Source organism: uncultured Propionibacterium sp., assembly GCF_963539965.1.
GTDB lineage: Bacteria > Actinomycetota > Actinomycetes > Propionibacteriales > Propionibacteriaceae > Propionibacterium.
Map to the genome: position 1 here is coordinate 1 of NZ_CAUTOU010000008.1, position 25,822 is coordinate 25,822.

Annotated in this window: 23 protein-coding genes; 20 read left to right on the forward strand and 3 right to left on the reverse strand. The window is 69.9% G+C overall.

What is annotated here, in order from left to right:
* From purD to R2N01_RS03070, 4 genes are all read left to right on the forward strand, one after another.
* Positions 1-967: phosphoribosylamine--glycine ligase (gene purD / locus R2N01_RS03055; RefSeq protein WP_316668342.1), on the forward strand; the 967-nt coding region annotated here is incomplete at its 5' end.
* A 13-nt stretch (positions 968-980) separates the two neighbouring features.
* The gene (purB, locus tag R2N01_RS03060; protein ID WP_316668344.1) at positions 981-2,414 is read left to right on the forward strand and encodes an adenylosuccinate lyase; all 1,434 of its coding nucleotides are present in this window, start codon (positions 981-983) and stop codon (positions 2,412-2,414) included.
* A gap of 698 nt (positions 2,415-3,112) precedes the next feature.
* Positions 3,113-3,601 carry an AAA family ATPase gene (locus R2N01_RS03065; RefSeq protein WP_316668345.1) on the forward strand — a complete coding sequence of 163 codons (489 nt, stop codon included), beginning with the start codon at positions 3,113-3,115 and terminating at the stop codon, positions 3,599-3,601.
* Between the two features lie 218 nt (positions 3,602-3,819).
* Positions 3,820-4,209: a hypothetical protein gene (locus R2N01_RS03070; protein ID WP_316668348.1), complete on the forward strand. Its 390-nt coding sequence runs from the start codon at positions 3,820-3,822 to the stop codon at positions 4,207-4,209.
* A 12-nt stretch (positions 4,210-4,221) separates the two neighbouring features.
* Here the strand turns inward: R2N01_RS03070 and R2N01_RS03075 are convergent, their stop codons facing one another.
* A complete protein-coding gene (locus tag R2N01_RS03075; RefSeq protein WP_316668349.1) occupies positions 4,222-5,241 on the reverse strand; it encodes a DUF2207 family protein in 1,020 nt (339 codons plus the stop codon).
* A 184-nt stretch (positions 5,242-5,425) separates the two neighbouring features.
* On the opposite strand from R2N01_RS03075, the gene R2N01_RS03080 reads away from it, so the two are divergent.
* Genes R2N01_RS03080 through R2N01_RS03105 form a run of 6 tightly spaced genes read left to right on the forward strand, consistent with a single transcriptional unit; the run spans position 5,426 to position 11,616 of the window.
* Complete coding sequence (locus R2N01_RS03080) at positions 5,426-5,920, forward strand: adenylyltransferase/cytidyltransferase family protein (RefSeq protein ID WP_316668352.1); 495 nt, start codon at positions 5,426-5,428, stop codon at positions 5,918-5,920.
* A complete protein-coding gene (locus R2N01_RS03085) occupies positions 5,917-6,672 on the forward strand; it encodes a CDP-alcohol phosphatidyltransferase family protein (RefSeq protein WP_316668354.1) in 756 nt (251 codons plus the stop codon). The genes R2N01_RS03080 and R2N01_RS03085 overlap by 4 nt, the downstream gene beginning before the upstream one ends.
* Before the next feature lies 1 nt (position 6,673).
* Positions 6,674-7,624: a glycosyltransferase family 2 protein gene (locus R2N01_RS03090; RefSeq protein WP_316668356.1), complete on the forward strand. Its 951-nt coding sequence runs from the start codon at positions 6,674-6,676 to the stop codon at positions 7,622-7,624.
* Positions 7,621-9,009 carry a hypothetical protein gene (locus R2N01_RS03095; RefSeq protein WP_316668358.1) on the forward strand — a complete coding sequence of 463 codons (1,389 nt, stop codon included), beginning with the start codon at positions 7,621-7,623 and terminating at the stop codon, positions 9,007-9,009. The genes R2N01_RS03090 and R2N01_RS03095 overlap by 4 nt, the downstream gene beginning before the upstream one ends.
* The gene (locus R2N01_RS03100) at positions 8,996-10,234 is read left to right on the forward strand and encodes a glycosyltransferase (protein WP_316668361.1); all 1,239 of its coding nucleotides are present in this window, start codon (positions 8,996-8,998) and stop codon (positions 10,232-10,234) included. Before R2N01_RS03095 ends, R2N01_RS03100 begins: the two co-directional genes overlap by 14 nt.
* A complete protein-coding gene (locus R2N01_RS03105; protein ID WP_316668364.1) occupies positions 10,231-11,616 on the forward strand; it encodes a hypothetical protein in 1,386 nt (461 codons plus the stop codon). Before R2N01_RS03100 ends, R2N01_RS03105 begins: the two co-directional genes overlap by 4 nt.
* Here the strand turns inward: R2N01_RS03105 and R2N01_RS03110 are convergent.
* On the reverse strand, positions 11,552-12,157 hold the full coding sequence (locus R2N01_RS03110) for a hypothetical protein (RefSeq protein WP_316668366.1): 606 nt from the start codon (positions 12,155-12,157) through the stop codon (positions 11,552-11,554). The two genes, R2N01_RS03105 and R2N01_RS03110, sit on opposite strands and share 65 nt — an antisense overlap.
* A gap of 72 nt (positions 12,158-12,229) precedes the next feature.
* On the opposite strand from R2N01_RS03110, the gene R2N01_RS03115 reads away from it, so the two are divergent.
* From R2N01_RS03115 to purQ, 6 genes are all read left to right on the forward strand, one after another.
* Positions 12,230-13,738 carry a flippase gene (locus R2N01_RS03115; RefSeq protein WP_316668367.1) on the forward strand — a complete coding sequence of 503 codons (1,509 nt, stop codon included), beginning with the start codon at positions 12,230-12,232 and terminating at the stop codon, positions 13,736-13,738.
* Positions 13,739-13,878: 140 nt separating this feature from the next.
* Entirely contained in the window at positions 13,879-17,535 is a 3,657-nt protein-coding gene (locus R2N01_RS03120) for a fibrinogen-like YCDxxxxGGGW domain-containing protein (RefSeq protein WP_316668368.1), read from the forward strand.
* Positions 17,536-17,538: 3 nt separating this feature from the next.
* Entirely contained in the window at positions 17,539-18,267 is a 729-nt protein-coding gene (locus R2N01_RS03125) for a WecB/TagA/CpsF family glycosyltransferase (RefSeq protein WP_316668369.1), read from the forward strand.
* 71 nt (positions 18,268-18,338) lie between these two features.
* Positions 18,339-19,223 carry a phosphoribosylaminoimidazolesuccinocarboxamide synthase gene (locus R2N01_RS03130; RefSeq protein ID WP_316668372.1) on the forward strand — a complete coding sequence of 295 codons (885 nt, stop codon included), beginning with the start codon at positions 18,339-18,341 and terminating at the stop codon, positions 19,221-19,223.
* Between the two features lie 27 nt (positions 19,224-19,250).
* A complete protein-coding gene (gene purS / locus R2N01_RS03135) occupies positions 19,251-19,496 on the forward strand; it encodes a phosphoribosylformylglycinamidine synthase subunit PurS (protein ID WP_316668374.1) in 246 nt (81 codons plus the stop codon).
* Position 19,497: 1 nt separating this feature from the next.
* Positions 19,498-20,172, forward strand: a complete 675-nt coding sequence (gene purQ / locus R2N01_RS03140) for a phosphoribosylformylglycinamidine synthase subunit PurQ (RefSeq protein WP_316668376.1) — start codon at positions 19,498-19,500, stop codon at positions 20,170-20,172.
* A 26-nt stretch (positions 20,173-20,198) separates the two neighbouring features.
* Here purQ and R2N01_RS03145 read toward each other — a convergent pair whose 3' ends face one another.
* Positions 20,199-21,185 (reverse strand): sugar-binding domain-containing protein, encoded by a 987-nt coding sequence (locus tag R2N01_RS03145; protein ID WP_316668378.1) that lies wholly within the window; start codon positions 21,183-21,185, stop codon positions 20,199-20,201.
* Positions 21,186-21,403: 218 nt separating this feature from the next.
* Between R2N01_RS03145 and R2N01_RS03150 the strand changes: the two genes are divergently transcribed.
* The 4 genes from R2N01_RS03150 to R2N01_RS03165 all read left to right on the forward strand — a co-directional run bounded on the left by R2N01_RS03150 (position 21,404) and on the right by R2N01_RS03165 (position 25,805).
* Entirely contained in the window at positions 21,404-22,753 is a 1,350-nt protein-coding gene (locus tag R2N01_RS03150; protein WP_316668380.1) for an MFS transporter, read from the forward strand.
* A gap of 40 nt (positions 22,754-22,793) precedes the next feature.
* Positions 22,794-24,176: a four-carbon acid sugar kinase family protein gene (locus R2N01_RS03155; RefSeq protein WP_316668382.1), complete on the forward strand. Its 1,383-nt coding sequence runs from the start codon at positions 22,794-22,796 to the stop codon at positions 24,174-24,176.
* Entirely contained in the window at positions 24,160-25,194 is a 1,035-nt protein-coding gene (gene pdxA, locus R2N01_RS03160) for a 4-hydroxythreonine-4-phosphate dehydrogenase PdxA (RefSeq protein WP_316668384.1), read from the forward strand. The genes R2N01_RS03155 and pdxA overlap by 17 nt, the downstream gene beginning before the upstream one ends.
* 173 nt (positions 25,195-25,367) lie before the next feature.
* Positions 25,368-25,805, forward strand: coding sequence for an RpiB/LacA/LacB family sugar-phosphate isomerase (locus tag R2N01_RS03165; RefSeq protein WP_316668385.1), 438 nt, complete (start codon positions 25,368-25,370; stop codon positions 25,803-25,805).
* Positions 25,806-25,822: the final 17 nt, after the last annotated feature.

The window sequence follows — 25,822 nt, forward strand, 5'->3', positions numbered from 1 at the left end:
GCTCGAGGGCTCGAAGGCCTTCGCCAAGCAGGTCATGGCCGACGCCGGCGTGCCGACCGCCAGGTCCCGCGTCGCCGCTACGCCCGAGCAGGTCGCTGCCGCCCTCGACGAGTTCGGCGCCCCCTACGTCGTCAAAGCCGACGGCCTGGCCGCCGGCAAGGGCGTCGTCGTGACGGACGACCGCCGGGCGGCCCTCGATCATGCGGCGCAGTGCGGCCGGGCCGTCATCGAGGAGTACCTCGACGGCCCCGAGGCGAGCCTGTTCGTCGTCACCGACGGCACTACGGCGATCCCGCTGCCGCCGGCGCAGGACTTCAAACGCGTCGGGGACGGCGACGAAGGCCCCAATACCGGCGGCATGGGCTCCTACACGCCACTCACCTGGCTGCCCGCCGGCACCGTCGACCGGGTCATGGCCGAGGTCGTCGAGCCCACCCTGGCCCGTATGCGCGCCCTCGGAACGCCCTTCTCCGGCCTGCTCTACGTCGGCCTGGCCCTTACCGGGGGCGGCCCGCGCGTGGTCGAGTTCAACGCCCGCTTCGGCGACCCCGAGACCGAGGCGATCCTGCCGCGTCTGAGTACCGGCCTGGGCTCCCTGCTGGCCGCCGCCGCTACCGGTGCGCTCGCCGACCAGCCCCCGCTGGAGGTCTCGGACGAGGCCTGCGTGGGCGTCGTCCTGGCGGCCAGGGGCTACCCCGCCCGCCCGGACAGGGGCTGCGTCATCGGCCTGCCCGACGAGCCGGACGGTGTCCACGTCATCCACGCCGGCACGGCGCTGGACGCCCGGGGCCGCTTGGTCGCGGCCGGCGGTCGCGTCCTGGTGGTCGTCGCCACCGGGGCCGACATCGCCGAGGCCCGCGACAGGGCATACGCCCACATCGGCCGGATCGACTTCGCCGACGGCTTCGCCCGCTCCGACATCGCCTCGCAGGCCCGCCTCGACGCCATCGCCGCCCGCCTGAGCTGAGACAGGAGAGACAATGACCGTCCCCGATGTGCTGGCCACCCGCTACGCCTCCGAGGCGATGCGCCGCATCTGGTCGCCCGAGCACAGGATCGCCTCCGAGCGCCGGCTGTGGATCGCCGTCCTCGAGGCCCAGCGCGATCTGGGCGTCGACTTCGGCGACGACGACCCCGACGTCGTCATCGACGCCTACCGGCAGGTTCTCGACCGGATCGACCTCGGCTCGATCGCCGCCCGCGAGCGCGTCACCCGCCACGACGTGAAGGCCCGCATCGAGGAGTTCAACGCCCTGGCCGGCTACGAGCACGTCCACAAGGGCATGACCAGCCGCGATCTCACCGAGAACATCGAGCAGATGCAGGTGCTCGGCGGCCTGCGGCTGATCCGCTCGCGCGTCGTCACCGCCCTGGCCCGCCTGGCCGAGCTGACCGTCCGCTACGCCGACCAGCCGATCGCCGGCCGGAGCCACAACGTGGCGGCCCAGGTCACCACGCTGGGCAAGCGCTTCGCCACCTGCGCCGACGAGCTGCTCATCGCCCGCGCGCGGTTGGACGATCTCATCGACCGCTATCCGGCACGCGGCGTCAAGGGCCCGATGGGCACCGGCCAGGACATGCTCGACCTGCTCGGCGACGACCTCGAACGGCTCGCCGAGTTCGAGCAGCGCATCGTCGCAGGCCTGGGCTTCGCGCACGTGCTCACCAGCACCGGCCAGGTCTACCCGCGCAGCCTCGACTTCGACACCCTGTCCGCGCTGGCCCAGACCGCCGCGGCCCCCTCGAACCTGGCCACCTCGATCCGCCTCATGGCGGGCAACGAGCTCGTCACCGAGGGGTTCAAGCCCGGCCAGGTCGGGTCCTCGGCCATGCCCCACAAGATGAACACCCGTAGCTGCGAACGCATCAACGGCATGTCCGTCATCATCCGCGGCTACGTCTCGATGATCGGCGAACTGGCCGGCGACCAGTGGAACGAGGGCGACGTCTCCTGCTCCGTGGTGCGCCGCGTCGCTCTGCCCGGCGCCTTCTTCGCCCTCGACGGTCTCTTCGAGGCCTTCCTGACCGTGCTCGCCGAGTTCGGCGCCTTCCCCGCGATGATCGCCGCCGAACTCGACCGCTACCTGCCGTTCCTGACCACGACGAAGGTCCTCATGGCCGCCGTCCGCAAGGGCATCGGCCGCGAGGACGCCCACGAGGCCATCAGGGAGAACGCCGTGGCCGTCGCCCTCGAACTGCGCGAGACCGGGGCCCGGACGAACCCGCTGTTCGACCGACTGGCCGCCGACGGGCGCTTGGGCTTGGACCGCGACGAGCTCGCCGCCTTGGTGAGCGCCCCGCTAGAGCTGACCGGGGCGGCCCGCCGGCAGGTCGGCGAGCTGGTGGCCCGGATCGAGCCCATCGTGGCCGCCGACCCGGAGGCGGCCGCCTACCGGCCCGGTGCGCTGCTGTAGGCCCGGCGTGCTGGCGCAGGGGCCGCACCGGCGGGGGCGATGCGAGGGCGCGCCCCCCGCATTCTGTTGCGCCCGCCGACCGGACGAGGCCCGACTCGGGGCGGCCTGATGCCCAGCGATTCTTGGGAAAGATGCTGAAAGAGATCTCGAGTTGAGAGAATTTTTCCGAGAAAAGGTACTAAATGTCCTCATCGCGTTGATAGAGGCGTGCTGCTCGACTTCACCGTCTCCAACTACCAGTGCTTCGCGGCCGAGACGAGTCTCTCCTTCGTCAGTCCCTCACTGAAGACGCAGACCCCGGGAGCGGGCCACACCTGGGTCGACGTCACGAGCCGGGTCGCCGCGGTCTTCGGCGCGGAACGCCTCCGGCAAGTCGACCCTCCTCTCGGCGGTCAGCCTGCTCAGCAGGGCCGTTGCCGAGCCGAGGGTGTTCCTCCACTGGCCTCATGCGGCAGGCGTCCTGGCTCGGACCCCCACTGCTTATGACGTCAACTTCATGGTCGACGGAGTGCGATACCACTACGAGGTCGAGGCGATGGCCTGGGGTATCCGCAGGGAGGCGCTCCATGCCTATCCCAGGGGTACTCGGCGCAGGCTCTTCGTCCGCGAGCAGACCGACCCCGGGGTCCCGATCGAGGTGCGTGTCGGCTCCTCGCTCAAAGGTGCGACCGCCGAGGTGCGCAAGCTGCTCACCCCCGGTGGCCCGCTCCCTCGTCTTCACGCATTCCGGTCCGGCGGGAGAGCCCTTCGAGCCTCCTCTCGGCGCGCAGAGCGGCGGCACCATCGCGTGGCTCACGACTGCGGCCATTGCCGTCGACGCCCTGCGCAGGGGCGGTCTGCTCGTCGTCGACGAGTTGGACGCCAGTCTTCACCCGGCACTCACGGCGGCGCTCGTCACGATGTTCAAGGATTCCGACATCAACCGGGCGGGCGCCCAGATCCTGTTCAGCTGCCATGACACGGCCCTGCTCGGCAATACGCCGAGCAGGCTGCTGGATCGGGAGGAAGTCTGGTTCTGCGAGAAGGACGACGCTGGTGCCAGCGAGATCTTCCCTCTCTCGGCGTACGACGCGCACCGGGGCAACAACGAGCAGAAACGCTATCTGACAGGCAGGTTCGGTGCTCTGCCGCGAGTGGATCTCTCGCGTCTGCACGACATCACCGCTGAGCTGAATCGGGTGGGATGAGGCTGTGGGGAAGGGGATCCGACGGCGGCGCTCCTCCCGTTCGCCGCGCGCGACCATTCTGCTGGTGACCAATGGGGGACGAACTGAGAAGACTTATCTCGAGAAGCTCAGGGGGAGGGTGCCGCGCGACGCGGGCCTCAGGATCATGATCGTCTGCCAGGACGGCAAGGAACCTGAGACGATCCTGCGCAATCTCGCCCGGGGCGGGACTGCTCTCAGTGCCTACGACGAGACCTGGATCATCGTCGACCCTGACGGGACGGATCGGCGGGTTCTTCTCGGGCCAGTGCGTCAGGAACCGTCAGAGCAAGGTGATCGGTGTCATCTCCGTGTCCTGCTTCGAGGTCTGGCTCAATGCCCACTACGAACAGGTGCGGAACTACCAGGACCAGAGGGAGGTGCAGCGGCACTACGAGCACCTGACCGGGCTGAGCGGTAGGAACGCGAAGGGTCTGCCCGACGACTTCCCCTTCGACCGGGCGGCGGAGGCGGCCGGTCGATGCCTCCTGAGGGGGGTGTCCCTGCCCGAGAGGAACACCCAGGGTCCCTGCCCTTCGACCACGATGCCGCATCTGCTGCGCCGGCTCGGGCTCCTTCCGGAGCGGTGAGGGGGACGGCTGCTACAGCTCCCCGCCGCGCTCGTCGGCCAGCCGCGCCCCGGCGTCGACGAAGCCGGTGACGGCCGCCACGAAGGCGCTCACCGGGCGCTCGCCGCCGGGGGCCTGGAACCAGCCCAGACCGAGATCGACCGTCGCGCCCCAGCGCTCGGCGCGGTCGACGACCTGCTCGACGACCCGTCCCAGGGCCTCTGCGGTGCCGAAGGCGAGCGCGTAGCCGAGCGAGTCGCGCAGGAGCACCGGGGCGTCCTCGACGAGGACGTCCTCGGGACTCAGCGAGTCGAGATGGCGCCGGTAGGCGAGCAGCTCGTCGCGGGTGCTGAAGCCCTCGTCGGTGCGCCGGCTCACGAGCCGGCCCAGCGACGCCAGCTCGAGGCCCGCGACGACGATGAGCACCGGCCCGACCAGGACGATCCATTGGTTGGTGGCCATGATCCGGATGACGCCGAGCGCCGCCAGCACGAGACCGATGATGACGACGACGCCGCCCGCACGGCCCCAGTGGCTGGTGCGCGTGGGGCCGGACTGGAACCAGCCGCGGTCCATCGCGTCGTCGTGCAGCTGGCGCCTGGTGCGCGACAGCGCCTGCCCGGTCGACGTGACGACGCTCGAGAGCACGACCGGCTCGTCCGGACCGGTGAAGACCTGGCCGAGCAGGAAGTGCTCGAAACCGTGCAGGCCCTCTCCCTCGGTGGGCTTGGCCGTGCGGGTGAGCACCCAGTCGTGGCAGGGGCGGTCGGGGCGGGCCAGGGCGGTAATGCGCAGGAAGCCGCGCTGGGCCAGGTCGGCGAGCGTGATGAGGACGTCGCGGCTGGTCGCCGCCGCGTTCAGCAGCGTGCCGACCATGCCCGGCGTCAGGCCAGCCGGGGGAGAGGCGACCGGCTCGGGGGCGATGAGCCCGGGGCGATCCGCCGGGGCCTTCCGGTCGTCTTCACGGTGCCGGCGGGAGCGAACGACCGCTGTGCTCGCGGCGATGGCGGTTGCGATCCCGACGACGAGTACGACGAGCGCCGGTGTGTCCACGATGCAACCTCCCGGGCCACTGTATCCGCTGGATCGCCTCGCGGGGAGAGAATCGCTTTGCGGCGGGCTGGCTAGTCTTTTTCGAGAATCCTGTGAGGATCCTGCTTCGCGCCGGCCGGAATGAATTCACGCAGTTTATCATCCAACTGTCAATCAGATGATCGGCGTCTGGCAGAATGGACGAGTGCACTCCCCTGAAGAGAAGAAGGGCCGCATCACCGGCTACGTGCCCGGCGGCTTCGACATGTTCCACATCGGGCACCTCAATGTCCTGCGCGCCGCCCGCAAGCACTGCGACCGGCTGGTCGTGGGCGTCGCGGCCGATGAGTCGCTGTACCGGATGAAGGGCCGCATGCCCGTCATCCCGCTGCGCGAGCGCTGCGAGCTCGTGGCCTCCCTGCGGTTCGTCGACGCCGTCGTGGTCGATCTCGACCAGGACAAGCGCCTGGCCTGGCGTCTGCAGCCCTTCGACGTCCTGTTCAAGGGCGACGACTGGAAGGGCACCCCCAAGGGCGACGAGCTCGAGGCCGAGATGGCCGAGGTCGGCGCCTCCGTGTTCTATCTCCCCTACACGCCCAGCACATCCAGTACCAAGCTGCGCCGCTTCATCGCGCCCGAGGACTTCGCGGACGAGGACGCCGCAGAGCAGATCGCGGCGAGCGGGACGGAGGCCAGATGAGCCCCGCGCAATCCGGAGCCGCCGGCGAGAGCTGGGGCCGCCGCTTCAGCCGCTACCGCGCCGAGCTCGACGCGGCCCAGAAGCCCGGGGACGGCGTCCCCGCCTATACGCGCTGGATCAATCGCCGCGGTGCCCGCGTCGTGGCGGCCTGCAGCGCCGCCACCGGCCTGACGCCGAACAACGTCAGCGCGATGTCGTTCATCCTGTCGGGGATCGGCATGGTCCTCCTCATCGCCTGCGAACCCGCCACCTGGGTCGGGGTCCCGGTTGCGGTCCTGCTGGCCCTGGGCTATCTGTTCGACTCCGCGGACGGCCAGGTCTCGCGCGTCACGCACGCCTCGAGCAGGACCGGCGAGTGGATCGACCACGTCGCCGACGCCTTCCGCTCCCCGGCGATCCACCTGTCGCTGGCCGTCACCACGGTCATCCACACCGGCGATCTCCGGTTCGCGCTGGTGGCCGTCGTCTACGCGTGGGTCACCTCCGGCCAGTTCCTCTCCCAGATCCTCGCCGAGCAGTTCGTCCGCGCGGCGGGGCGCAAGCAGACCCGCGGCGGCGCCATGCGCTCGTTCGTCCTGCTGCCGACCGATCCGGGCGCGCTGTGCTGGTCGTTCGTCCTGTACGGCCTCGGCGCACCGTTCATGGTGGTCTACACCCTGCTGGCGGCCATCGCGCTCTGCCACTCGCTGCTGTCGCTGACGCGCCGCTACCGCGATCTACGCGCCCTCGACGCGGCCACCGGGGAGGGTTGACGTGCCCCGCCTGTCCGTCCTCCTGCCGGCGCGCAACGCCGAGACCACGGTCGCCGCGGCAGTGCGCTCGACGCTGTCCGCCATGCCCCGTGACGCCGAACTGGTCGTCGCCGATGACGGATCGGACGATCGCACCGCCGAGCGGGCCCTGGCCGGGGCCACCCGCAGGGGCGTCGTCGACCCCAGGCTGCGGCTGATCGGCGCCGAGCCCGGCGCCGGCGGCATCGTCCGCGTCCTCACCCAGCTGCTGGCGGTCTCCGACTCGCAGCTGGTCGGGCGCATGGATGCCGACGACATCTCCCTGCCGGGCCGTTTCGGTGCCGCGCTGAGCCGTCTCGCCGGCGGCGACGACATGGTCTTCCTGCAGCAGGTCGAACTGCGCGAACCAGTCGGCGGCAAGGGCATCCGCAGGCTCGTCCCGCGCGCGCCCTACACGATCGGCCCCGACGAGTTCGGTCTGCACCTGCTGCTGACCAATCCGGTCTGCCATCCTACGATGGTGGCCCACCGGGGACTGCTGGAACGGGTCGGCGGCTACCGCGACGTCCCGGCCGAGGACTACGACCTGTGGCTGCGTTCGGCCGCTGCCGGCGCCCGCATCCGCCGTCTCGGACGCTGGGGCCTCCTCTACCGCGTCCACCCTGCGCAGATCACCGCCTCGAAGAGCTGGCGGGACTCCTCATGGGCCGACGAACGGCAGGCCCGGGCCTTCGCCGACCTGTCCGAGCGGCTCACCGACGCCCGGCTGCGCCGGATCGTGGCGATGGCGGCCCTGCCCCCGGCCGAGCGGGAGGCCGAGCTGGCCCGCTTCAGGGCGGCCGTCGAACCGGCCATCGGCGCCCTCGGCCCCCGCCGGGCCGCCGTCCTCACCAGACGCCTCGAGGCGCGCCAGTCCTGGCTGCGCGCCCAGAAGAGCCCTTCCGGGCAGCATCTCCAAGGAGGGACCGAATGAGCATCATCACGCCGCCGCCCACCGGCGGTCCCCAGATCCTGTGGCACGAGCTCGGGCGCCGGTGGAGGGCGATCCTCGCCGGCATCATGATCGGCGGTCTGCTCGCAGCGGCCTATGTCACCTTCCTGCCGGGCGCGCACACCGCGACCTCGACGGTGACGATCGCCACCCCGTCCCCGACCCCGGCGCCGGCGGCCCGCACCTCGCTGTCCAGCACCGACATGGTGACGGAGAAGGCCATCGCCAAGTCGGCCACCACGCTGCAGCGGGCGCGCGAGTCCCTGGGCGAGACGGATCTGACGCTCAGCGACCTCTCCAAGACCCTCGACGTCGAGGGCGACACCAACGGCACCATCGTGACGATCGCCTGGTCCGGCAGGACCCGCAGCCAGGCGGTCGAGGTGACCAATGCGATCACCGCCGCCTACATCGGCCAGCGCACCGCCCTCGTCGAGCAGCGCGCCGACGAGATGTCGGCCAGCATCACCGACAGGATCAACGCCCTGAACAACGAGGCCGCCGGCATCAACTCCAGTACGAGCCAGGGCTCGGCCCGCGCCGAGGCGATCCAGGCCGAGATCACCGAGCTGCTCAAGCAGCAGGACCAACTCGGGGCCTACCACGCCACCTCGGCGCAGGTGCTCACCTTCGCCGAGAACTCCTCCGACGAGACCACGCCCTCCAGGAGGAGGGTCCTCATCGCGGGCCTGGCGATCGGTCTCGTTCTCGGCCTGGCGGTCGGCCTCATCCGCGAGCGCCGCGAGAAGCGCGTGCTCTCGGCCCGTCAGCTCTCCGACCTGACCGGGCTGCCCGTGTGGGGGGCCCAGATCGAGGCCGGCGCCGCGACCCAGTGGGACGCCCCCGCCCAGGTGGCCGCCCTGGCCATCGGCAAGGAGTCCGATCTCATCGTCCTGGCCGACGGCGGCGACACCCGCGCGCTGGCCTTCAACCGGGCTCTCGGGCGGGCCCGCAGAGCCCAGGACGCCGCCGCCCCCGTCCTCGTCGACTGCCGCATGCCCCTCGCCGAGGTCGTGGAGCAGCTCGGTGTCGGTGGCCGCATCCTCATCGGCACCTCCACCGGAGCCCCCCTCGCCGAGCTGCACGGCCTGCTCGAACAGCTCGACGTCGCCAACCGCGATGTCGTCGGCCTGGTCCTGCTCGACGGCGAGGTCCCCTCGTTCGAGCGGTCCTCCGTCATCGACGGGGCGGGCGGCGACGGGTGGACCGCGGCACGATTCGCCCCGGGCGCCGCGACCCGGGGCGAGCCGGTGCCCTTCGACGGGCCCAGGTACGGCGAGCAGCCGAGGTACGTCGAACAGTCCGGCTACGGGGCCTGGCCGGTCGACATCCGTCAGGGCCGCGGGAGGACCCATGGCGGCCGCTGACGAACAGCTCGACGAGATCGATGAGGCCGGCTCGCGCATCGTCCAGTTGGACCGTGCTACCGGTGCGGTAAGGACCGTCAGCGATTTCGGCCAGGCCTCGGCCCTCGTGCTCGTGCGCGATGGCGCCCGCACGGCCGGCGTCGTCACGGTCGCCCACGACCGGGGCGTCGCCGCCGCCCCTCAGGTGCAGGCGCTGCCGCGAGCCGCCGAGCGCGCCTGGGACGAGGGCGCCGGCGCTGCGCTCGGCGCCTCGGTGGTCCTGTGCACGACGGGCGGCTGCGATCTGCTGCGCCCGGCCGTCGAGGCCCTGCTGGGCCAGACGCACCCGGATTTCGAGCTCATCGTCGTCGACAACGCCCCGGCCGCCGGGCGCACCCGCCGGGCGCTGGAGGGCATCGAGGACGCGCGCATGCGCATCGTCGAACAGCCCGTGCCCGGCCTGTCGCGGGCCCGCAATACCGGAGTGGCGGCCGCACGGCGCCCGTTCATCGCCTTCACCGACGACGACGCCCTCGTCGACCCCGGCTGGCTCGTCGCCCTGCTCGATCCGTTCGCATCCGACCCGGGGCGCGTCATCGGTGCGACGACGGGCGTGGCCCTGCCGGCCGAGCTGCGCTACCGGGCCCAGCGCTGGTTCGAGTCGCGCGGCGGGTTCCCCAAGGACGGGGCCCCGCGCGTATGGGCGGTCGGCCCGGTCCCGCGCGCGGTGCGCAGGTTCGGCGCGCTCGGCGAGGGCGGTCCGCTGTACCCGATGACGACCGCCCGCGTCGGCGCCGGCGTCTGCATGGCCTACCGCGCCGAGACGCTGGCCGGTGCCGGCCGCTTCGACGTCTCGCTCGGTGCGGGCACGCCGACCCGTGGGGGAGAGGACCTCGACATGTTCGCGCGCGTCCTGCGCGCCGGATGGGTCATCGTCCACACCCCCGATGCGGTACTGCACCACCGCCACCGCCGCGACGTCGCGGGTCTGGACGCCCAGATCCGCGGCAACGGCTCCGGCATGGCGGCGCTGCTCGTCAAGTCGGTACTGGAGCGCCCCGGTACGCTGCTCGCGCTGGCCGGGCGCGTGCCCGGCGTCGTCGCCCGGCTCAGGCCGGGCTCGGATCGGGTCGCCGGCTCGGACAAGGACACGCCCGGCTTCCTCACCAGGTCCGAGATCATGGGCTTCCTCGAGGGGCCGGGGCGCTATGCGAGGTCGGCCTGGTCGGCGAGGCGGTTGCGATGAGACCGCGCGACAGGCCCGGGCGCGGCCGCTGGCGTCGTGCCGGGGCCGAGATGATCGCGGGCATGCCGCACAGCGGGGCCGCCGACCTGCCGGCGTGGCCGTTCATCGTGCCCTTCGCCGGCTACATCCTCTGGTGGCTCGTCGGCATCGGCGACATGGTCTGGCCGATCATGGCCGTCGTCATGCTCGCGATCATGGTGTTCCGCAGGGGACTCCGCTTCCCCCACGGCTGGTCCATCTGGGCCTTCTTCCTGCTCTGGGCGACGATCTCGATCATCGAGTGCGACACGATCGGCCGCGTCATCGGCGCGCTCTACCGCCTGGCGATGCTGCTGGCGGCCACCGTCTTCGCGTTCTACGCCTACAACGCCCGCCGCACCATCACGCTGCGCGCCTACGGGCAGACGATGACCTGGTTCCTGCTGTCGACCGCGCTCGGCGGCTTCCTGGCGATGGTGGCCCCCGAGCTCCAGATCAGCACTCCGCTGTCCTACGTCCTGCCCGGGGCCCTGAAGTCCAACAGCTTCATCCACGACTTCGTCTACCGCTCCACCACCCAGTGGGACGAGACCTCTTGGATCAGGACCGATCCGCGCCCGAGCGCCCCCTTCGTCTACGCGAACACCTGGGGCAATGTCTTCTCGCTCATCTTCCCGATCGTGCTGGCCTATGCCGCGCTGCTGTGGGGCGAGCGCTCCGGGCGCCGCTGGCCCGTGACGATCCTGGCCGTCGTCTCGCTCGTACCGGCCGCCGCCACCCAGAACCGGGGCATGCTCGCCGGCCTGGCCATCATCGTCGTATGGGTGGGCGTCCAGCAGGCCCGCGCCGGCCATGTGCGCCAAGTGCTCGCCGGAGCCGGCCTCGCCGTGCTCGCCATCGCCGCATGGGTCGTCTCGCCGATGGGCAGGTCGCTGTTCAGCCGTGTCGAGGAGAGCACCTCCACCGAGGACCGCCTCATCAACTACCTCGAGACGGTCAACGAGGTCTGGTCCTCGCCGCTGCTCGGTTTCGGCGCGCCGCGCCCGTCCGCCTCGTCCTGGCTGCCCTCGTTGGGCACCCAGGGTCAGTTCTGGACGGTCCTGTTCTCGTACGGCATCGTCGGCGCGGCCCTGTTCGTGGGCACGTTCATCGCGGCGGCCGTGTACGCCTGGCGCTGCAAGGACGCCTTCGGGGCGGTCTTCGGCGGCGTCGCCGCGGCCACCCTTGTCGAATCGTTCTACTACGGCATGACGACGGGCATGATGATCTCGCTCGTCGCCATCGCCCTCATGGTGCGCCAGCGCGAGACGGGCGAGATCGCCCGTCCCGCGCCACTGGTCAGCACGTCGGATCGTCGGGGAAGCTCTCGCTGGCGAGTTTCCAGGAGCCGTCGGGATTCGTGAGCGTGAAGATGGTCAACGAACGCTTCGGCTGGGAGGCGTGCAGGTCGGCGCCCTGGTCGTTGAGCACCTGGACGGACGAGGAGTCCACGCAGGCCTCGATGCTCATGCCGGTCCCGTCCTCGGACACGCTCGTGATGCGCGCGTTCTCGATGGTCGGAGCGCCGCTCTGGTGCACGCCGGTGGCCAGGAACTCGTCGGCCTGCGCCTGGTACGAACTGAGCTCGCCGTCGGTGAGCACATCGGACAGGTCGGCGGGATTGCCCGGGTCGGACAGCGCGGTGGCCGTGCGGGTCAACGCGTCGAGCGTCGCATCGGCGGCCGCCTCCCCGGACAGGGGGGTGACCGGTGCGGTGCGCACGGGCGAGACGGTCTCGGACGGGACTGCTGACACGGAGATGCCGGACGAGGAGCTCTCGTCCTCGGCGGCCTCTTCGGGCGTCACCCGAGCCACGGACCTGACGATCAGCGCGGCGAGGACGAGCACCAGGACCGCTGCGACGACCACGAGGGCGATCAGCGGTCTGCGGGAACGAACAGTCATGATGTGGGGCACCAACCAGTCGGGTAGCGGGGGAGCTCGGCCTCAGATGCTACCCCAGAACGGATTGTTCGAATGACCGGGCATGCTGAGAACCGCACCGCGCTGGCCAGGGGCGGCATCATCGGCTTCGCCGGGGCCGCTCTCAGCGCCGTCCTCGGCTTCCTGTTCTCCGTGCTGCTGGCCCGCCTCCTCGGCTCGGCCGGCTCGGGCGTCGTCACCCAGGCCACGGGCGTCTTCTCCCTCGTCATGGCCATGGCCAAGCTGGGTTTCGACTCGGCCGCGATCTACCTCATGCCGCGCCTGCGCGTCGACCGCCCGGAGGAGATACGCGCCTGCCTGACCTACATGGGCGTCCTGACGATCGTCATCTCGGTCGGCGTCGTACTCGTCCTCGAGCTCGTCGCGCCCTTCATCTGGGGCTCGGACGACCCGTCGGTGCTCGACGCCGTCCGCGCGGTCATGTGGTTCATCCCGCTCGGCTCGCTGACGGTCGTCGCCGCTGCCGCCCTGCGGGCCCTCGGCAATATGCGCGAGTACGTCCTGGTGCAGAACGTCACCCTGCCGGTGCTGCGCCCGGTGCTCGTCGCCGCCGTCGTCGCCATGGGCGGCTCGCTGACCGTCGTGTCGGTCTCGTGGGCGCTGCCGTTCGCCGTCGTCCTGCTGGTCAGCTGGCTCCTGCTGATCCGCCACCTGCCCGCCGAGGAGCTGACCGGTCCCCAGCCCCGCTGGCCCGTCCGGGAACGTCGCCGGTCCATCATGGGCTTCGCCCTGCCGCGCACCCTTTCGGCCGCTCTCGAACAGGGCCTGACCTGGCTCGACGTCCTCATCGTCGGCGTTCTCGCAGGCAACGGCGCGGCCGGCGTCTACGGGGGTGCCAGCCGATACATCCAGGCCGGCCTGATCGTCGACACGGCCCTGCGCATCGTCGTGTCGCCGCAGTTCAGCAGGCTCATGCATACCGGCAGGTTCGAGGAGCTGCGCGCCCTCTACTCGACGGCGACGATCTGGCTGGTGCTCTTCGCCACTCCGATTCACCTGCTCATGGCGATCTTCTCGCCGTGCCTCATGCTGGTCCTCGGCCCGGAGTTCCGCTCCGGCTCGTGGGTGCTGGTGATCCTGTGCTGCGGGGCGATGGTCACCTTCTGCGCCGGCAACATCCACTCGCTGCTCATCATGAGCGGACGGAGCGGCTGGGCGGCCTTCAACAAGGCCATCGCCCTGGCGACGAACGTCGTGGGCAACCTCGTGCTCATCCCGGTCCTGGGCATCAACGGCGCCGCACTCAGCTGGGCCGTGTGCATGGTCGTCGATGCGGCGCTGGCCACGGTACAGGTCGTCCACTTCCTCGACGTGCGTCCGAACCTCGCCGATGTGCTGCGTCCCCTGGTGGGTGTCGGGGTCTGCGTCGGCATCCCAGCGGGGCTCGTCGCTCTCGTGCTCGGCCGGGACTCCTTCCTCGGCATGGGCATCGGGATCGTCGTCGCAGGGGCCTGCCTCGTCGTCATGTGCAGATTCATGAAGGACTCCCTGCACTTGTCGGGGCTGGATTCAATGGTGAGGTCGAAGACCCGGAGGCAGTAAGGGCCACCCGTAAGGGTGATTTCACAGCGAACACTCAGCTTGATCCAATCTTCGCAACAGTTTCACGTGGTCCCGTAAGGGTGGCATAGTTGGGGTGTCATGCAGTCCCAGGACTGTGCCATTCTCACCCCGAGGAAGAAATGCGACACCTCCGCAAGTGCGGGGCGATCCTCGCCGCTCCGCTCATGATCGCCGCATCGATCATGTCGAATCCCTCTCCAGCCGTCGCCGATCCGGCCGCGGACTCCGGCGGCGACGCGGCTCCCGCTGTCACCAGCGCCACCGCTCTCGCCCACGACGGCAGGACCGAGGCCACCGCTGCCGCTTCCTGCTGGGAGATCAAGCAGAATGATCCCAGCTCGGCCGATGGCACCTACTGGCTGCAGACACCCGCCATGGATGCCCCCGGCCAGTTCTTCTGCGATCAGACCACAGACGGAGGCGGCTGGGTCATGATCGGCCGCGGCCGTGAGGGCTGGCAGACCTACAACCAGGGTTGGGGCGATCAGTCCCTGCTGCTGACCCGTGACCGCTCCGGGAACAACGTCGACGTCGCCCAGCTGCCGGCCGCAACGGTCGACGGCCTGCTGAACGACCAGCCGGTCTCGAGCCTCGACGAGGGCTACCGCGTCGTGCGCGCGGCCGATGCGCAGGGCACCAAGTGGCAGACCCTCGACATCAAGCCCGCTCAGGCGCAGGGCTGGGTCTGGCCGTTCAAGTCCTACACCACTTTCCAGTACCGCTTCGACGAGGGGAGCTGGGGCAGCGCCACCACCATGGACAAGCAACTGCTCGTCGACTGCTACTGGTACAGATGCGCCCAGTCGCTCGATGTGCGCTCGCGCTCGGTCAACAACTACGAGACCGGCTGGGCGTACTCGAAGTACTCGGCCAAGGGCAGTGGCACCTTCATCCGGCGGCTGGGGAGCGACGGCGACTACATGCCGTTCTCCGAGGTGTACCTCCGCCCGCAGATCACCTCCACCGACGCCGGCTTCACCACCATCGCCGACTCCGGCACGGCCGCGATCCCCTCGCGCACCGACAACGCCGCATCCGAGTACGCCCAGAAGACGAGTTGGGGGGTCAGCGGCAACCTCACCGGCTCGGTCGCCGAGGGCAGCATCCAGGTGCAGGCCTTCGCCCAGGTCGGCGGCACCATGTTCGTGGGCGGCAACTTCACCGGCGTCCAGCAGGGCTCGGCCGGCGGGGTCCGCACCACGAAGGCCCTGGCCGCGTTCGACGCGGATACCGGTGAGTGGAACAGCTCGCTCACCTTCGACTTCAACAACCAGGTCCACGACCTGATGGCCCTGCCCAATGGCGAACTGCTGGTCGCCGGCGACTTCACCACCGTCAATGGCTCGGCCCACTCCGGCACGGTCGTCATCGACCCGACCACCGGTGCGGTGGACGAGTCCTGGGACCTCCAGGTCGTCAACCGGCTGTCGAGCGGCACCCTGACCGTCAAGACGCTGGCCACCGACGGCACCTACATCTACCTCGGCGGCGCCTTCACCCACCTGTCCGGCCAGGGCGTGTCGAACTCCTACGGCCGGGCCGCCGCCCGCGTCTCGGCGACCGGCAAGCCGGATCGTTCCTGGAACCCGGAGTTCAACGGCTCGGTCTGGGGCTCCGCCGTCGATGCCGCCACCGGCAAGTACTTCGCCGGCGGCTACTTCTCGAAGTCGCAGTCCACCAGCGTCCGGTGGGCGGCCTCGATCTCCACGAGCGCCGGCGCCGCGGTCGACACCTCGTTCGACTTCGTCAGCTCGGTCACGACCGACTTCTACAAGTACCGGTACCCCAAGAAGACTTACCAGCAGGCCGTCAACGTCATCGGGGGCAATGTCTACTTCGGCGGTTCCGAGCACAACCTGTTCGGCTACGACACCGCCACGATGACCCGCCGGTCCGGCTCGATCACATTGGCCAACGGCGGCGACATCCAGGCCATCGAGTCGAGGAACAACGTCACCTACGCGTCCTGCCACTGCTCCGACTTCGCCTACCAGGACGCCTACAGCTGGGACGACCTGCCCCACCAGGCCTGGACCGCCTCCGATCCGATCACCTGGGTCGGCGCCTGGGACTCGGCCACCGGCAAGCAGCTCGACTGGACGCCGTACAGGCTGAGCTCCACCCGATCCACCGGCGCCTGGGCGCTCAAGGTCGCCGACAGCGGCGTCCTGTGGACCGGCGGTGATTTCAACAGCTCGTACACCTCGACCACCAGCCGGCAGTGGAACGGCGGTTTCGCCCTCTACGGCCCGCGCGACAACACGCCCACCGAGGCCCCGAGCCTGCTGCGCATCACCGGTTCCACCACCGACAGCGTGACCCTGGCCTGGAACGCCGTCTCCGGCGCCACCAAGTACGAGGTCCTGCTCGACGACCGCACGGTCGCCACCACGACCTCCGCATCGGTCGCCGTTCCGCGCGCCGGCAACCAGCGCTACTTCGTCCGCGCGGTCGATGACAACGGCAACATCAGCGCCTCCTCGGCCGTGGTCACCGCCTCGAGCACCGGTGCATCCGACGACTCCAACCCGGTCCTGCTCGAGGACACCGGCACCTGGTCCTACCTGTCCAGCGCCACCGTCCCGGCCGACGACTGGGCGGGCAGCGGCTACGACGACTCCGGCTGGAGCACCGGCTCGGCCCCGATGGGTTACGGCGACTCCGCGCTGAATACGACGATCACGCCGGCCCCGGCCGCCAAGCGCCCGATCACGACCTACTTCCGCAGTTCGTTCACCGTGAACGACGCCTCCGCCACCGGGGGCGTGTCCGTCTCGTACGTCGCCGACGACGGCGCGGTGGTCTACATCAACGGCGTCGAGGTCGGCCGCACTCGCATCGATGCCGGCGCCGTGAAGTCCGACACCCGCGCCAATGCGATCGTCAGGACCTCCGCCGCTCGTGCCGACCGCTCCGTCGTGACCGTTCCCGCCTCGGCCCTGGTCGACGGGAAGAACACCATCGCCGTCGAGACGCACGTGAACTACCGCGCCAGCTCGTCCATGACGATGCAGGCCATGGTCACCCGCATCGACGGCCCCGCCGCGGCGGCTGAGGACCGGGCCGCCGCGACCGACGACCCGCCCGTGGCCGACGACCCGACCACGGATCCGACGACCGCCGAGTCCACGGATCCGACGACCGCCGAGTCCACCGGGCCTGCTGCTGACGGGTCCACGGAGCCCGCCGACCCGGTCGCCGGCGAGTCGCTCGAGCCGATCGATGCCGCCACCGCGACCGGCGAGGTCATCCCCGCCGCCTCCGAGTGGTCCTACCGCTACGAGGCCACTGCGGCCGGTGACGGCTGGAACAAGGACGCCGATCTGGACGAGTGGAAGACCGGCAGGGGCCCGATCGGCTGGGACGACGAGAACAGCACGATCAACACCCCGCTCAAGAAGGACGTGGCCGAGACCGCCTACTTCAGCCGCGACATCGACCTGGGGGCCGTCGGCGACACCACCAAGCTGACCCTCAAGGTCCGCGCGGACGATGGCGCCGTGGTCTACGTCAACGGCACGGAGGTCGGTCGCCTGCGCCTGTGCTCCGTGGACGCCGACAACGACGGCAGGCCCGAGAACATGATCAGGTTCACCGACAGCGCCACGCAGGAGGTGACCACCGCCGAGGCGGGCAAGGACGAGAACATGCTCACCATCGAGCTGGACTCCTCGAAGCTGACCAGGGGCGTCAACCGCATCAGCGTCGAGACCCACACCAAGCGCCGGACGACGCCCTCGCTCACCTTCGACGCGACGGCAACGCTGGAGCGCTGACGGATGACGGATCGGCGTACGGGCGGCGGTCTGGACCGAGCCTTCCTCGCGCGCTTCGCGCGCGAGGCGGGCCGGCCGGGTTCAGTGGTCACCTGGTTGAACCATTGGTCGCTTCTGCACGCCGATCCGCCCGCCCTGTCCCAGATGCAGCTCATCGGCTTCGACGGCACGCTCCTGCAGGCGGTGCTGACGCGGCACGGCCACAGATTCGGGCGCAGCTCCGCCGATCTGGTGCTGCCGATCATCCTTGACGAGGTCCTGGCCCCGGGCGACCCGGTCGCCCTCATCGGCGCGGCCCCCGGTGTCGCGGCCGACACCGCCGCAAGGCGCCTGGGCGGCCGCCCCACGATGGCCTTCGACGGTTACGGCGAGCTGAGTGCCCTGCAGGCCGACCCGTCGAGTCTCACCGGCTTCAACCCGCGCCTGGTCATCGTCGGCCTGGGGGCCGGATTGCAGGAGCGGGTCGCCCTGCAGGTCCACGAGTGGCTGCCCGATGCGGCCGTCACCACCGCCGGCGGCTGGATCGATCAGCTCGGCCGCGCCGAGCAGTACTTCCCCGACTGGGTGCACCGGCTGCGCATGGGCTGGGCCTGGCGCATCCTCCACGAGCCGCACCGCCTGCTCGGGCGCTACACCGTCGAGGCTCTCCAGTTCGTCGCCGCCTCCAGCGTGCTCGTCAAGCAGCTCGAGGGGATCGGTCCCTTCAACGAGCTGGGCATCGACCGTCGCTGACCCCGGCCACGGCCGTCCCCGGCGCCCCGGCTCGCGGGGCCGGCCAGCAGGGCCCCGGATAGGATGGGTCCGTGACTGGTGCCCAGTACGCAGATCTCGGTCTGCCCCTCATCCACGCCGGCAAGATCCGCGAGCTCTACTCGCTGCCCGACCGGCCCGGACGCATCCTCATGGTCGCCACCGACAACGTCTCGGCGTTCGACCGCGTCCTCGACCCCACGATCCCCGACAAGGGCGTCGTCCTCACCCAGCTCTCCCTGTGGTGGTTCGACCGGCTCTCGGGCATTGTCGCGAACCATGTGATCGGTACCGATGTGCCCGAGCCTGTCGAGGGCCGCGCGATCGTCGCGCAGGAGCTCGACATGATCCCCGTCGAGTGCGTGGCCCGCGGATATCTCACCGGCTCCGGCTGGCGGGAGTACCGGGCCACCGGCGCGGTCTGCGGCGTGCGCCTGCCCGAGGGCCTGCACGACGGCTCCAGGCTGCCCGAGCCGATCTTCACGCCGGCCATGAAGGCCCCCGTCGGCCAGCACGACGAGAACGTCGCCTTCGACGAGATGATCGGTCGCCTCGAGGTCCCCGACGACGGCGAGCGGATCCGCGATCTGACGCTGTCCCTCTACCGCGCCGCCGAGCCGGTCGCCCGCGGGCGGGGCATCGTGCTGGCCGACACCAAGTTCGAGTTCGGCAAGCTCCCGGACGGGAGCATCATGCTGGCCGACGAGGCGCTGACGCCCGACTCGTCCCGCTTCTGGGACGCCCGGGCCTACGAGGAGGACGGTGCGCTGGTCAGCTTCGACAAGCAGTACCTGCGCGATTGGCTGCTCAGCGGCTCCGGCTGGAGCCGCGACCCGGGCACCAGGCCCCCCGCGCTGCCGGACGAGGTCGTCCGGACCACCCGCGCGCGCTACCTCGAGGCCTACGAGCGTCTGACCGGCGGGCGCCTGGCGGTCTGAGCAGGCCGGCACAGTAAGGTTCTGGCCATGTCACGAGTTGTTGTGGACGTCATGCCCAAGCCCGAGATCCTCGATCCTCAGGGCAAGGCCATCACCGGTTCGCTCAAGCGCCTCGGTTTCGACGGCCTGTCCGTCCGGCAGGGCAAGCGCTTCGAGATCGAGGTCGCCGGCGGCGTCACCGACGAGCGTCTGGCCCAGATCCGCGACGCGGCCGAGAAGATCCTGGCCAATACCGTGATCGAGGCCTTCACCGTCCGCGTCGAGGAGGACTGACATGGCGCGGATCGGCGTCGTCACCTTCCCCGGCACCCTCGATGACCAGGACGCGCTGCGCGCCGTCAGGATCTGCGGGGCCGAGCCGGTCGGGCTGTGGCACGCGTCCGACGACCTGCGGGGCGTCGACGCGGTCGTCCTGCCCGGTGGCTTCAGCTACGGCGACTATCTGCGCTGCGGTGCCATCGCCCGTTTCGCGCCGGTCATGGGGCCGGTCATCGCGGAGGCCGGCAGGGGCCTGCCCGTCCTGGGCATCTGCAACGGCTTCCAGGTACTGTGCGAGTCGCATCTGCTGCCCGGGGCGATGATCCGCAACGAGCATCGCAGGTTCGTCTGCCGCGAGCAGCGGCTGCGCGTCGAGACCAGCGACACCGCGTGGACCTGCGCCTTCGCCCCCGGGGAGGAGATCAGCATCGTGCTGAAGAACGGCGAGGGCAATTACACGTGCGACGACGACACTCTGAAGTCCCTCGAGGACAACGACCGGGTCGCCTTCCGCTACCTCGACAACCCGAACGGTTCGCGCGCCGACATCGCCGGTGTGACGAACGAGGGCGGCAACGTCGTGGGCCTCATGCCCCATCCCGAGCACAACGTCGATGAGCTCGTCGGCACCTCGCTCGACGGCCGTCGATTCTTCCAGTCCGTCCTGCAATTCCTCTCGGCCCGCGTCTGACGGGCCCCGGGCCCGGCCGGGGGCGCTCAGCCGTCGACGATGGCCTGCGCCGTCGCGGCGTCCAGGACGACATCGGTCATGAGCCCGGCGCCCAGGACGGTGCGGATGGCCGGGGACTTGGCCGGATCGGCCACGACGAGCAGACGCCGCTTGATGCGGCGCAGCTCGTCGAAGGGCAGACCGGTCGAGCGCTCGTTGACGCTGATGCGGTCGGTGCTCGCGTCGGTGCGGAAGAAGATGCCGCCCAGATTGCCCACGACGTGCTCGCGCTCCATCTGCTCCAGGTCGGCGCTGGTCAGGTAGCCGGAATCGTACAGGTGGCCGGGCAGCTCGCCATCGGGCGTGCCGACGCTGGTCAGCAGCAGATCGGCCCTGGCCCGCAGGTCCAGGACCTGCTGAATGGACTTCTCGCGCCACATCGCGGCGCGCGTACTGGCCGAGTCGAAGAAGGCCGGTACGGGGAAGTAGTGCACCCGGGCGTCGAAGGCGCTGCCGATGCGGTCCAGGATGAGGTTCGCGTAGTTGGTGCCGAGGGTGGCCACATTGCCCGAGCCGTGCAGCTGGACGATCTGCATGCCGGGGGTGGGGTGCGGGCGCAGCTGCAGCGAGATGTTCTCGACCGTGCTGCCCCAGGCGACGTCGAGGACGACGCCCGGCCGGATGAAGGCGTCCAGCCAGGCGGCGGTCTGGCCGGCGACGGCCAGCATGCGCGCCCGAGCGGTTCCGGGCCGCTCGATGGGGGCGACGACCGCGAGCACCCCGTAGCGCTGCTCGACCTCGCGGCGCAACTGGTCGGTGGGGCTCTCCTCGTGGTGCACGATGAACTGGATGACGCCCGTCTCGCGGGCCCTGGCCAGCATGCGCGAGACCGTGGAGCGCGAGACGCCGAGCTCGGTCCCGACCTCCTCGACCTTCTTGCCCCGCACCCAGTACAGCTCGGCCGCGTCGGCCAGGCGCGCGCGCTCGACGGGGCGCAGCGCCCTGCGCGGCCGGCTCGACTGTCCGCTCGTCATGCGATGGCTCCTGGATCCGTGGGACCGCTGGCGCGGGGCCTCATCGGTGCGGTCTCCCCAGTGTAACGCGACGATGTCGCAGATGCGACATTTTCCCGTTTTTGCTTGTTTTTCCTCCTTCTCGCGACTTTTTTCGGGAATTTGTGTAGTCTATGTGATGTTTCGGGAACCCATCCCGAACCGTTCCACACCGTTCATCACTCAAATGGGGTACGTGCATGTCATCGTCGACAGCCATCGCGACCGCCAGACCCACGCATTACCGCTGGGTCGTCCTCGCGGTCATCTTCATCACCTACGTGGTCTGCATGGCGGACCGCTCCAACATCGGCGCCGTCCTGCCGATGATCAAGGGCGAGTTCGAGATCTCGAACTTCGCCTCGGGCGCCATCTCGAGCTTCTTCTTCCTCGGCTACGCGGTCTCGCAGATTCCCGCCGGCCTCGTCATGACGAAGAAGGGCACCCGCCACATCGTCTCGCTGGCCGTCCTGCTCTTCTCGCTCATCACCTTCTGCATGGGATTCGCGACCACCGCGGTTGCGCTGCTCGTGATGCGCCTGCTGCTCGGCCTCATGGAGGGCCCGACCCCCGTCGGCATGACCTCCACCGTGAACGCCTGGTTCCCGCCCAAGGAGAAGGGCACCGCCACCGGCGTCTACATCGCCTCGACGCAGTTCGCGCCGATCATCGTGCCGATCATCGCCGTCGCCCTGGCCAACGCCCACGGCTGGCGCGCGGTGTTCCACTGGTTCGCCATCCCGGGCGTGATCATGGCCATCGTCTTCTTCCTCGTCCAGCGCACCCATCCGGGTGAGTCCAGGCGGGTCAATGCGGCCGAGTTGGCCCACATCAACGACACCAGCGTCTCCGAGGCCAAGAAGGACGCCGACTTCGGCGACATGGGCTGGCTGGACCGCCTGATCCGGCTGCGGGAGGTCAAGCCGCTCGACACCAACGGCAAGATCCTCCGCTCGTGGAACATCTGGGGCAACACCATCGCCTACTTCTTCATGAACAACGTGCTGTACGGCATGCTCACCTGGATCCCCTCGTATCTGGTGGCCGCCCGCGGCTACACCTTCATCAAGATGGGCCTCGTCGCCTCCGCCCCGTCGATCGGCGGCCTGGTCGGCGCCCTCATCGGCGGCGTCGTCTCCGACCGCGTCTTCCGCGGTCGCCGCAAGCCCACCATGCTGATCACCGCCCTCATGACCGCCGTCATGATGGTCGTCGTGCTCGTCGTCCCGCAGAACACCGTCCTGGTCGTCGGCTCGCTGGTCCTGACCGGCTTCTTCCTGAACATCGGCTGGCCCATGTTCACCGCCTACGCGATGAACCTGACGACCGACGAGACCTACCCCTTCGCCATCTCCGTGATCAACTCCGGGGGCAATCTGGGCGGCTTCTTCGCCCCGATCATCGTCGGTGTCCTGCTCGACGCCTTCGCCGGCAGCTACACGGTGGCCTTCAGCTACTTCATCGTGGTCCTGATCATCGGCCTCGTGCTGATCCTGACCCTCACCGAGGGGCGCCCGCGCGCCAAGGCGCGGGTCGGGGCCGGGGCCTGATGTCTGCAACGATGGAATCCCGCGAAGGAGGTGCTGCCAGATGGCGAACGTCGGAATCGTCGCGGACGACCTGACGGGCGGGACGACGGTCGGTGCCCTCATCGCCCGCGAGGGCGTGCCCGCCACCGTGTTCTTCGACCCGTCCCATGTCGGGACGACGTCCCTGCCCGACAATGCCGCTGCGATCGTCAGCACCGATTCACGGGCCATGCCGGCCGGGGCGGCCTTCGAGAGGGTGTGCGAGGCGACCGGGGCACTCCGGGACCAGGGCGCCCGGATGTTCGCCAAGCGCATCGACACGACGGTGCGCGGTGGTGTCGGCTCCGAGGTCGAGGGCATGCTCTCGGCGCTGGGCCCCGACCGCATGGCGGTCATCGTGCCCGCCATGCCGCAGTCCAGGCGCGTCGTGCTGGAGGGCTACTCGCTCATCGACTCGGTGCTCCTGACCCGTACCGGCGTGGCGCAGGACGTGCGCACACCGGTGCTGCAGGCCCATCTGCCCACCCTCTTCCGGGGGCAGTTCAAGGCCAAGCTCGGTCATGTGAGCATCACGCCCGTCATGTCCGGCAGGCAGGCCATCAAGCACGAGCTCGTCGAACTGCGCCGCGAGGGCACCAGGGTCTTCCTCATGGATGCGCTCAGCATCGACGACGTCGATCAGATCGCCCAGGCCGTCGTCGACCTCGGCTGGCCGATCGTCTGCGTCGACCCGGGCCCGTTCACCGATCGTGTCGCGGTGCACTCGGGGGCCATCAGCCCCGCCGAGATCCCCCAGCGCGTCACCCGCATCGACCCGGTCCCGGGCGAGACGGGCACCGTGCTCGCCGTGGCCAGCAGCGCCACCAGGGTGACCCACGACCAGATCACCAGGCTCGCCCGGGCGCCGGGGGCCGTCACGCTCTCGGTCGACGTTCTGGCGATGCTCGACAGGAGGAACGACGTCTACGAGGCCGAGTGCCGGAAGGCGGAGGCGCAGGCCCGCCGCCTGCTCGACGAGGCCGCCACCGCGCCGCGCGTGATGATCTGCGCGCTCGACACCGTCTACGAGGGGGTCACCACCCCGAAGGCCGTCATGGAGGAGCTGTCCGGTCTGACCGGCCCCGAGCCGGCCAAGCGGCTCACCGTCCGCTTCGGCGCCCTGGCCCGCCGCGTCCTCGACGTGATCGGCAGGCAGGACTGCGCGGGCTTGTACCTCACCGGTGGCGACGTCATGGTGGCCAGCTGCGAGGCCTTCGAGGCCAAGGGCATCACCCTCGTCGACTACGTCATCCCGCAGATCGACCAGGGCATCATCACCGGCGGCCCCTTCGAGGGCCTGCCCGTCGTCTGCAAGGGCGGCCTGACCGGAACCGAGGTCACCGCCGTCCAGTCCGTCAACCGAATCCTCGACGAAAGGATGCGCACTCATGACGCGAACGCGTAAGCCCGTCATGGCGATCACCATGGGCGATCCGGCCGGCATCGGCCCGGAGATCACCCTCAAGACCATCCGGGACGAGCGGATCTACGACATCTGCGACCCCTTCATCATCGGCAGCGCCGACTCCCTGCAGCGGGCCGCCGAGATCCAGGGCACCGGGGACCTGAACCTCAACGTCATCGCCGAGCCCGAGCAGGCCGGGAACGAGTACGGCACCATCGACCTGCTCGATCCTGGCGTGGAGCCCGACGCCAGGATCGAGTTCGGCACGGTCCAGGTCGCCGCCGCCAGGCGCGCCTACTCGTACATCGAGAAGTCGATCGAGCTCGGTATGGCCGGCCGCATCGACGGCGTCTCCACCGCCCCGATCAACAAGGCGGCCCTCAAGCGGGCCGAGGTGCCCTACATCGGCCATACCGAGATCTACCAGGGGCTCACCGGCTCGCCGTACGCCCTGACGATGTTCAACGTGCACAAGCTGCGCGTCTTCTTCGTCAGCCGTCACGTCTCGCTGCGCGAGGCCTGCGGTCTGGCCAACCGCGATCGCATCCTCGGATTCCTCAAGAACATCGACACCGAGCTCAAGAAGTTCGGCCTCGAGCACCCGTCGATCGGCGTCGCGGCCCTCAACCCGCACGTCGGCGAGGGCGGCCTGTTCGGCACCGAGGAGATCGAGCACATCGCCCCGGCCGTCGAGGACGCCCAGGCGCTCGGCATCAACGCCCACGGGCCGGACTCGGCCGATGCGATCTTCGCCTTCAACCTCGACGGCCACTACGACGCCATCCTGTCGATGTACCACGACCAGGGCCACATCGCCTGCAAGACGCTGGACTTCCAGAACGCCGTCACGCTGACCCTCGGCCTGCCCTTCATGCGCAGCTCGGTCGACCACGGCACGGCCTTCGACATCGCCGGCAAGGGCATCGCCCAGGGCGAGTCGATGGTCGAGTCCACGCGGGTGGCCGCCGTCTACTCGCAGATGCAGATCGACGCGAGGGCCAGGGCCGCCCGGGCCTGAGCGCCACCGGGCCGCTGCATTCCGCATCGGTGGGTCGGACCGCCGTGTCATCCTATAGGATTGGCGGTCGGGCCGGCAGAGGGCGCCCGAACCGCGCCGGTCTCAGCGGGGGAACCGCCCTGCGGACGCCAGTCCAATCACGCACACCGTTTGTGACGAGGAGAGGAAATCACATGAAGCTCATCTTCGGCTGCGATCCCAACGCCACCGAGTTCAAGAAGGGCCTGATGGTCAAGGCCGCCGAGCTCGGCCACGAGGTCGTCGACTACGGCTCCGACGACCCGGTCTACGCCAATGTGGCCACCAGGGTCGCGGAGGACGTCGTGGCCGGGGAGGCCGACCGCGGCGTCGTCGTTTGCGGTACCGGCATCGGCGTCTCGATCGCCGCCAACAAGGTCAGGGGCGCCTACTGCGCCTGCGTCGCCGACGTCTACCAGGCTCAGCGCGCCACGCTGTCCAACAACGCCAATCTCATCGCCATGGGCTCCCAGGTGCTCGGTATCGAGACCGCCAAGGTCCTGCTCGAGAACTATCTGGCCAATGAGTTCGACCCCGATTCGCGCAGCGGCGTCAAGGTCGCCCGCATCTGCGAGTACGAAGCCGGGCACTGAGCAGCGCCGGGGGCAGG

Bases quoted from the DNA above. Each gene is read 5' to 3' on its own strand.
- R2N01_RS03145 (WP_316668378.1), bottom strand. From the start codon at position 21,185: ATGACGAGCGGACAGTCGAGCCGGCCGCGCAGGGCGCTGCGCCCCGTC.
- R2N01_RS03155 (WP_316668382.1), top strand. From the start codon at position 22,794: ATGGCGAACGTCGGAATCGTCGCGGACGACCTGACGGGCGGGACGACG.
- R2N01_RS03120 (WP_316668368.1), top strand. From the start codon at position 13,879: ATGCGACACCTCCGCAAGTGCGGGGCGATCCTCGCCGCTCCGCTCATG.
- R2N01_RS03100 (WP_316668361.1), top strand. From the start codon at position 8,996: ATGGCGGCCGCTGACGAACAGCTCGACGAGATCGATGAGGCCGGCTCG.
- R2N01_RS03125 (WP_316668369.1), top strand. From the start codon at position 17,539: ATGACGGATCGGCGTACGGGCGGCGGTCTGGACCGAGCCTTCCTCGCG.
- R2N01_RS03165 (WP_316668385.1), top strand. From the start codon at position 25,368: ATGAAGCTCATCTTCGGCTGCGATCCCAACGCCACCGAGTTCAAGAAG.
- R2N01_RS03115 (WP_316668367.1), top strand. From the start codon at position 12,230: ATGACCGGGCATGCTGAGAACCGCACCGCGCTGGCCAGGGGCGGCATC.
- purS (WP_316668374.1), top strand. From the start codon at position 19,251: ATGTCACGAGTTGTTGTGGACGTCATGCCCAAGCCCGAGATCCTCGAT.
- R2N01_RS03095 (WP_316668358.1), top strand. From the start codon at position 7,621: ATGAGCATCATCACGCCGCCGCCCACCGGCGGTCCCCAGATCCTGTGG.
- pdxA (WP_316668384.1), top strand. From the start codon at position 24,160: ATGACGCGAACGCGTAAGCCCGTCATGGCGATCACCATGGGCGATCCG.
- R2N01_RS03110 (WP_316668366.1), bottom strand. From the start codon at position 12,157: ATGACTGTTCGTTCCCGCAGACCGCTGATCGCCCTCGTGGTCGTCGCA.
- R2N01_RS03085 (WP_316668354.1), top strand. From the start codon at position 5,917: ATGAGCCCCGCGCAATCCGGAGCCGCCGGCGAGAGCTGGGGCCGCCGC.
- R2N01_RS03150 (WP_316668380.1), top strand. From the start codon at position 21,404: ATGTCATCGTCGACAGCCATCGCGACCGCCAGACCCACGCATTACCGC.
- purB (WP_316668344.1), top strand. From the start codon at position 981: ATGACCGTCCCCGATGTGCTGGCCACCCGCTACGCCTCCGAGGCGATG.
- R2N01_RS03105 (WP_316668364.1), top strand. From the start codon at position 10,231: ATGAGACCGCGCGACAGGCCCGGGCGCGGCCGCTGGCGTCGTGCCGGG.
- purQ (WP_316668376.1), top strand. From the start codon at position 19,498: ATGGCGCGGATCGGCGTCGTCACCTTCCCCGGCACCCTCGATGACCAG.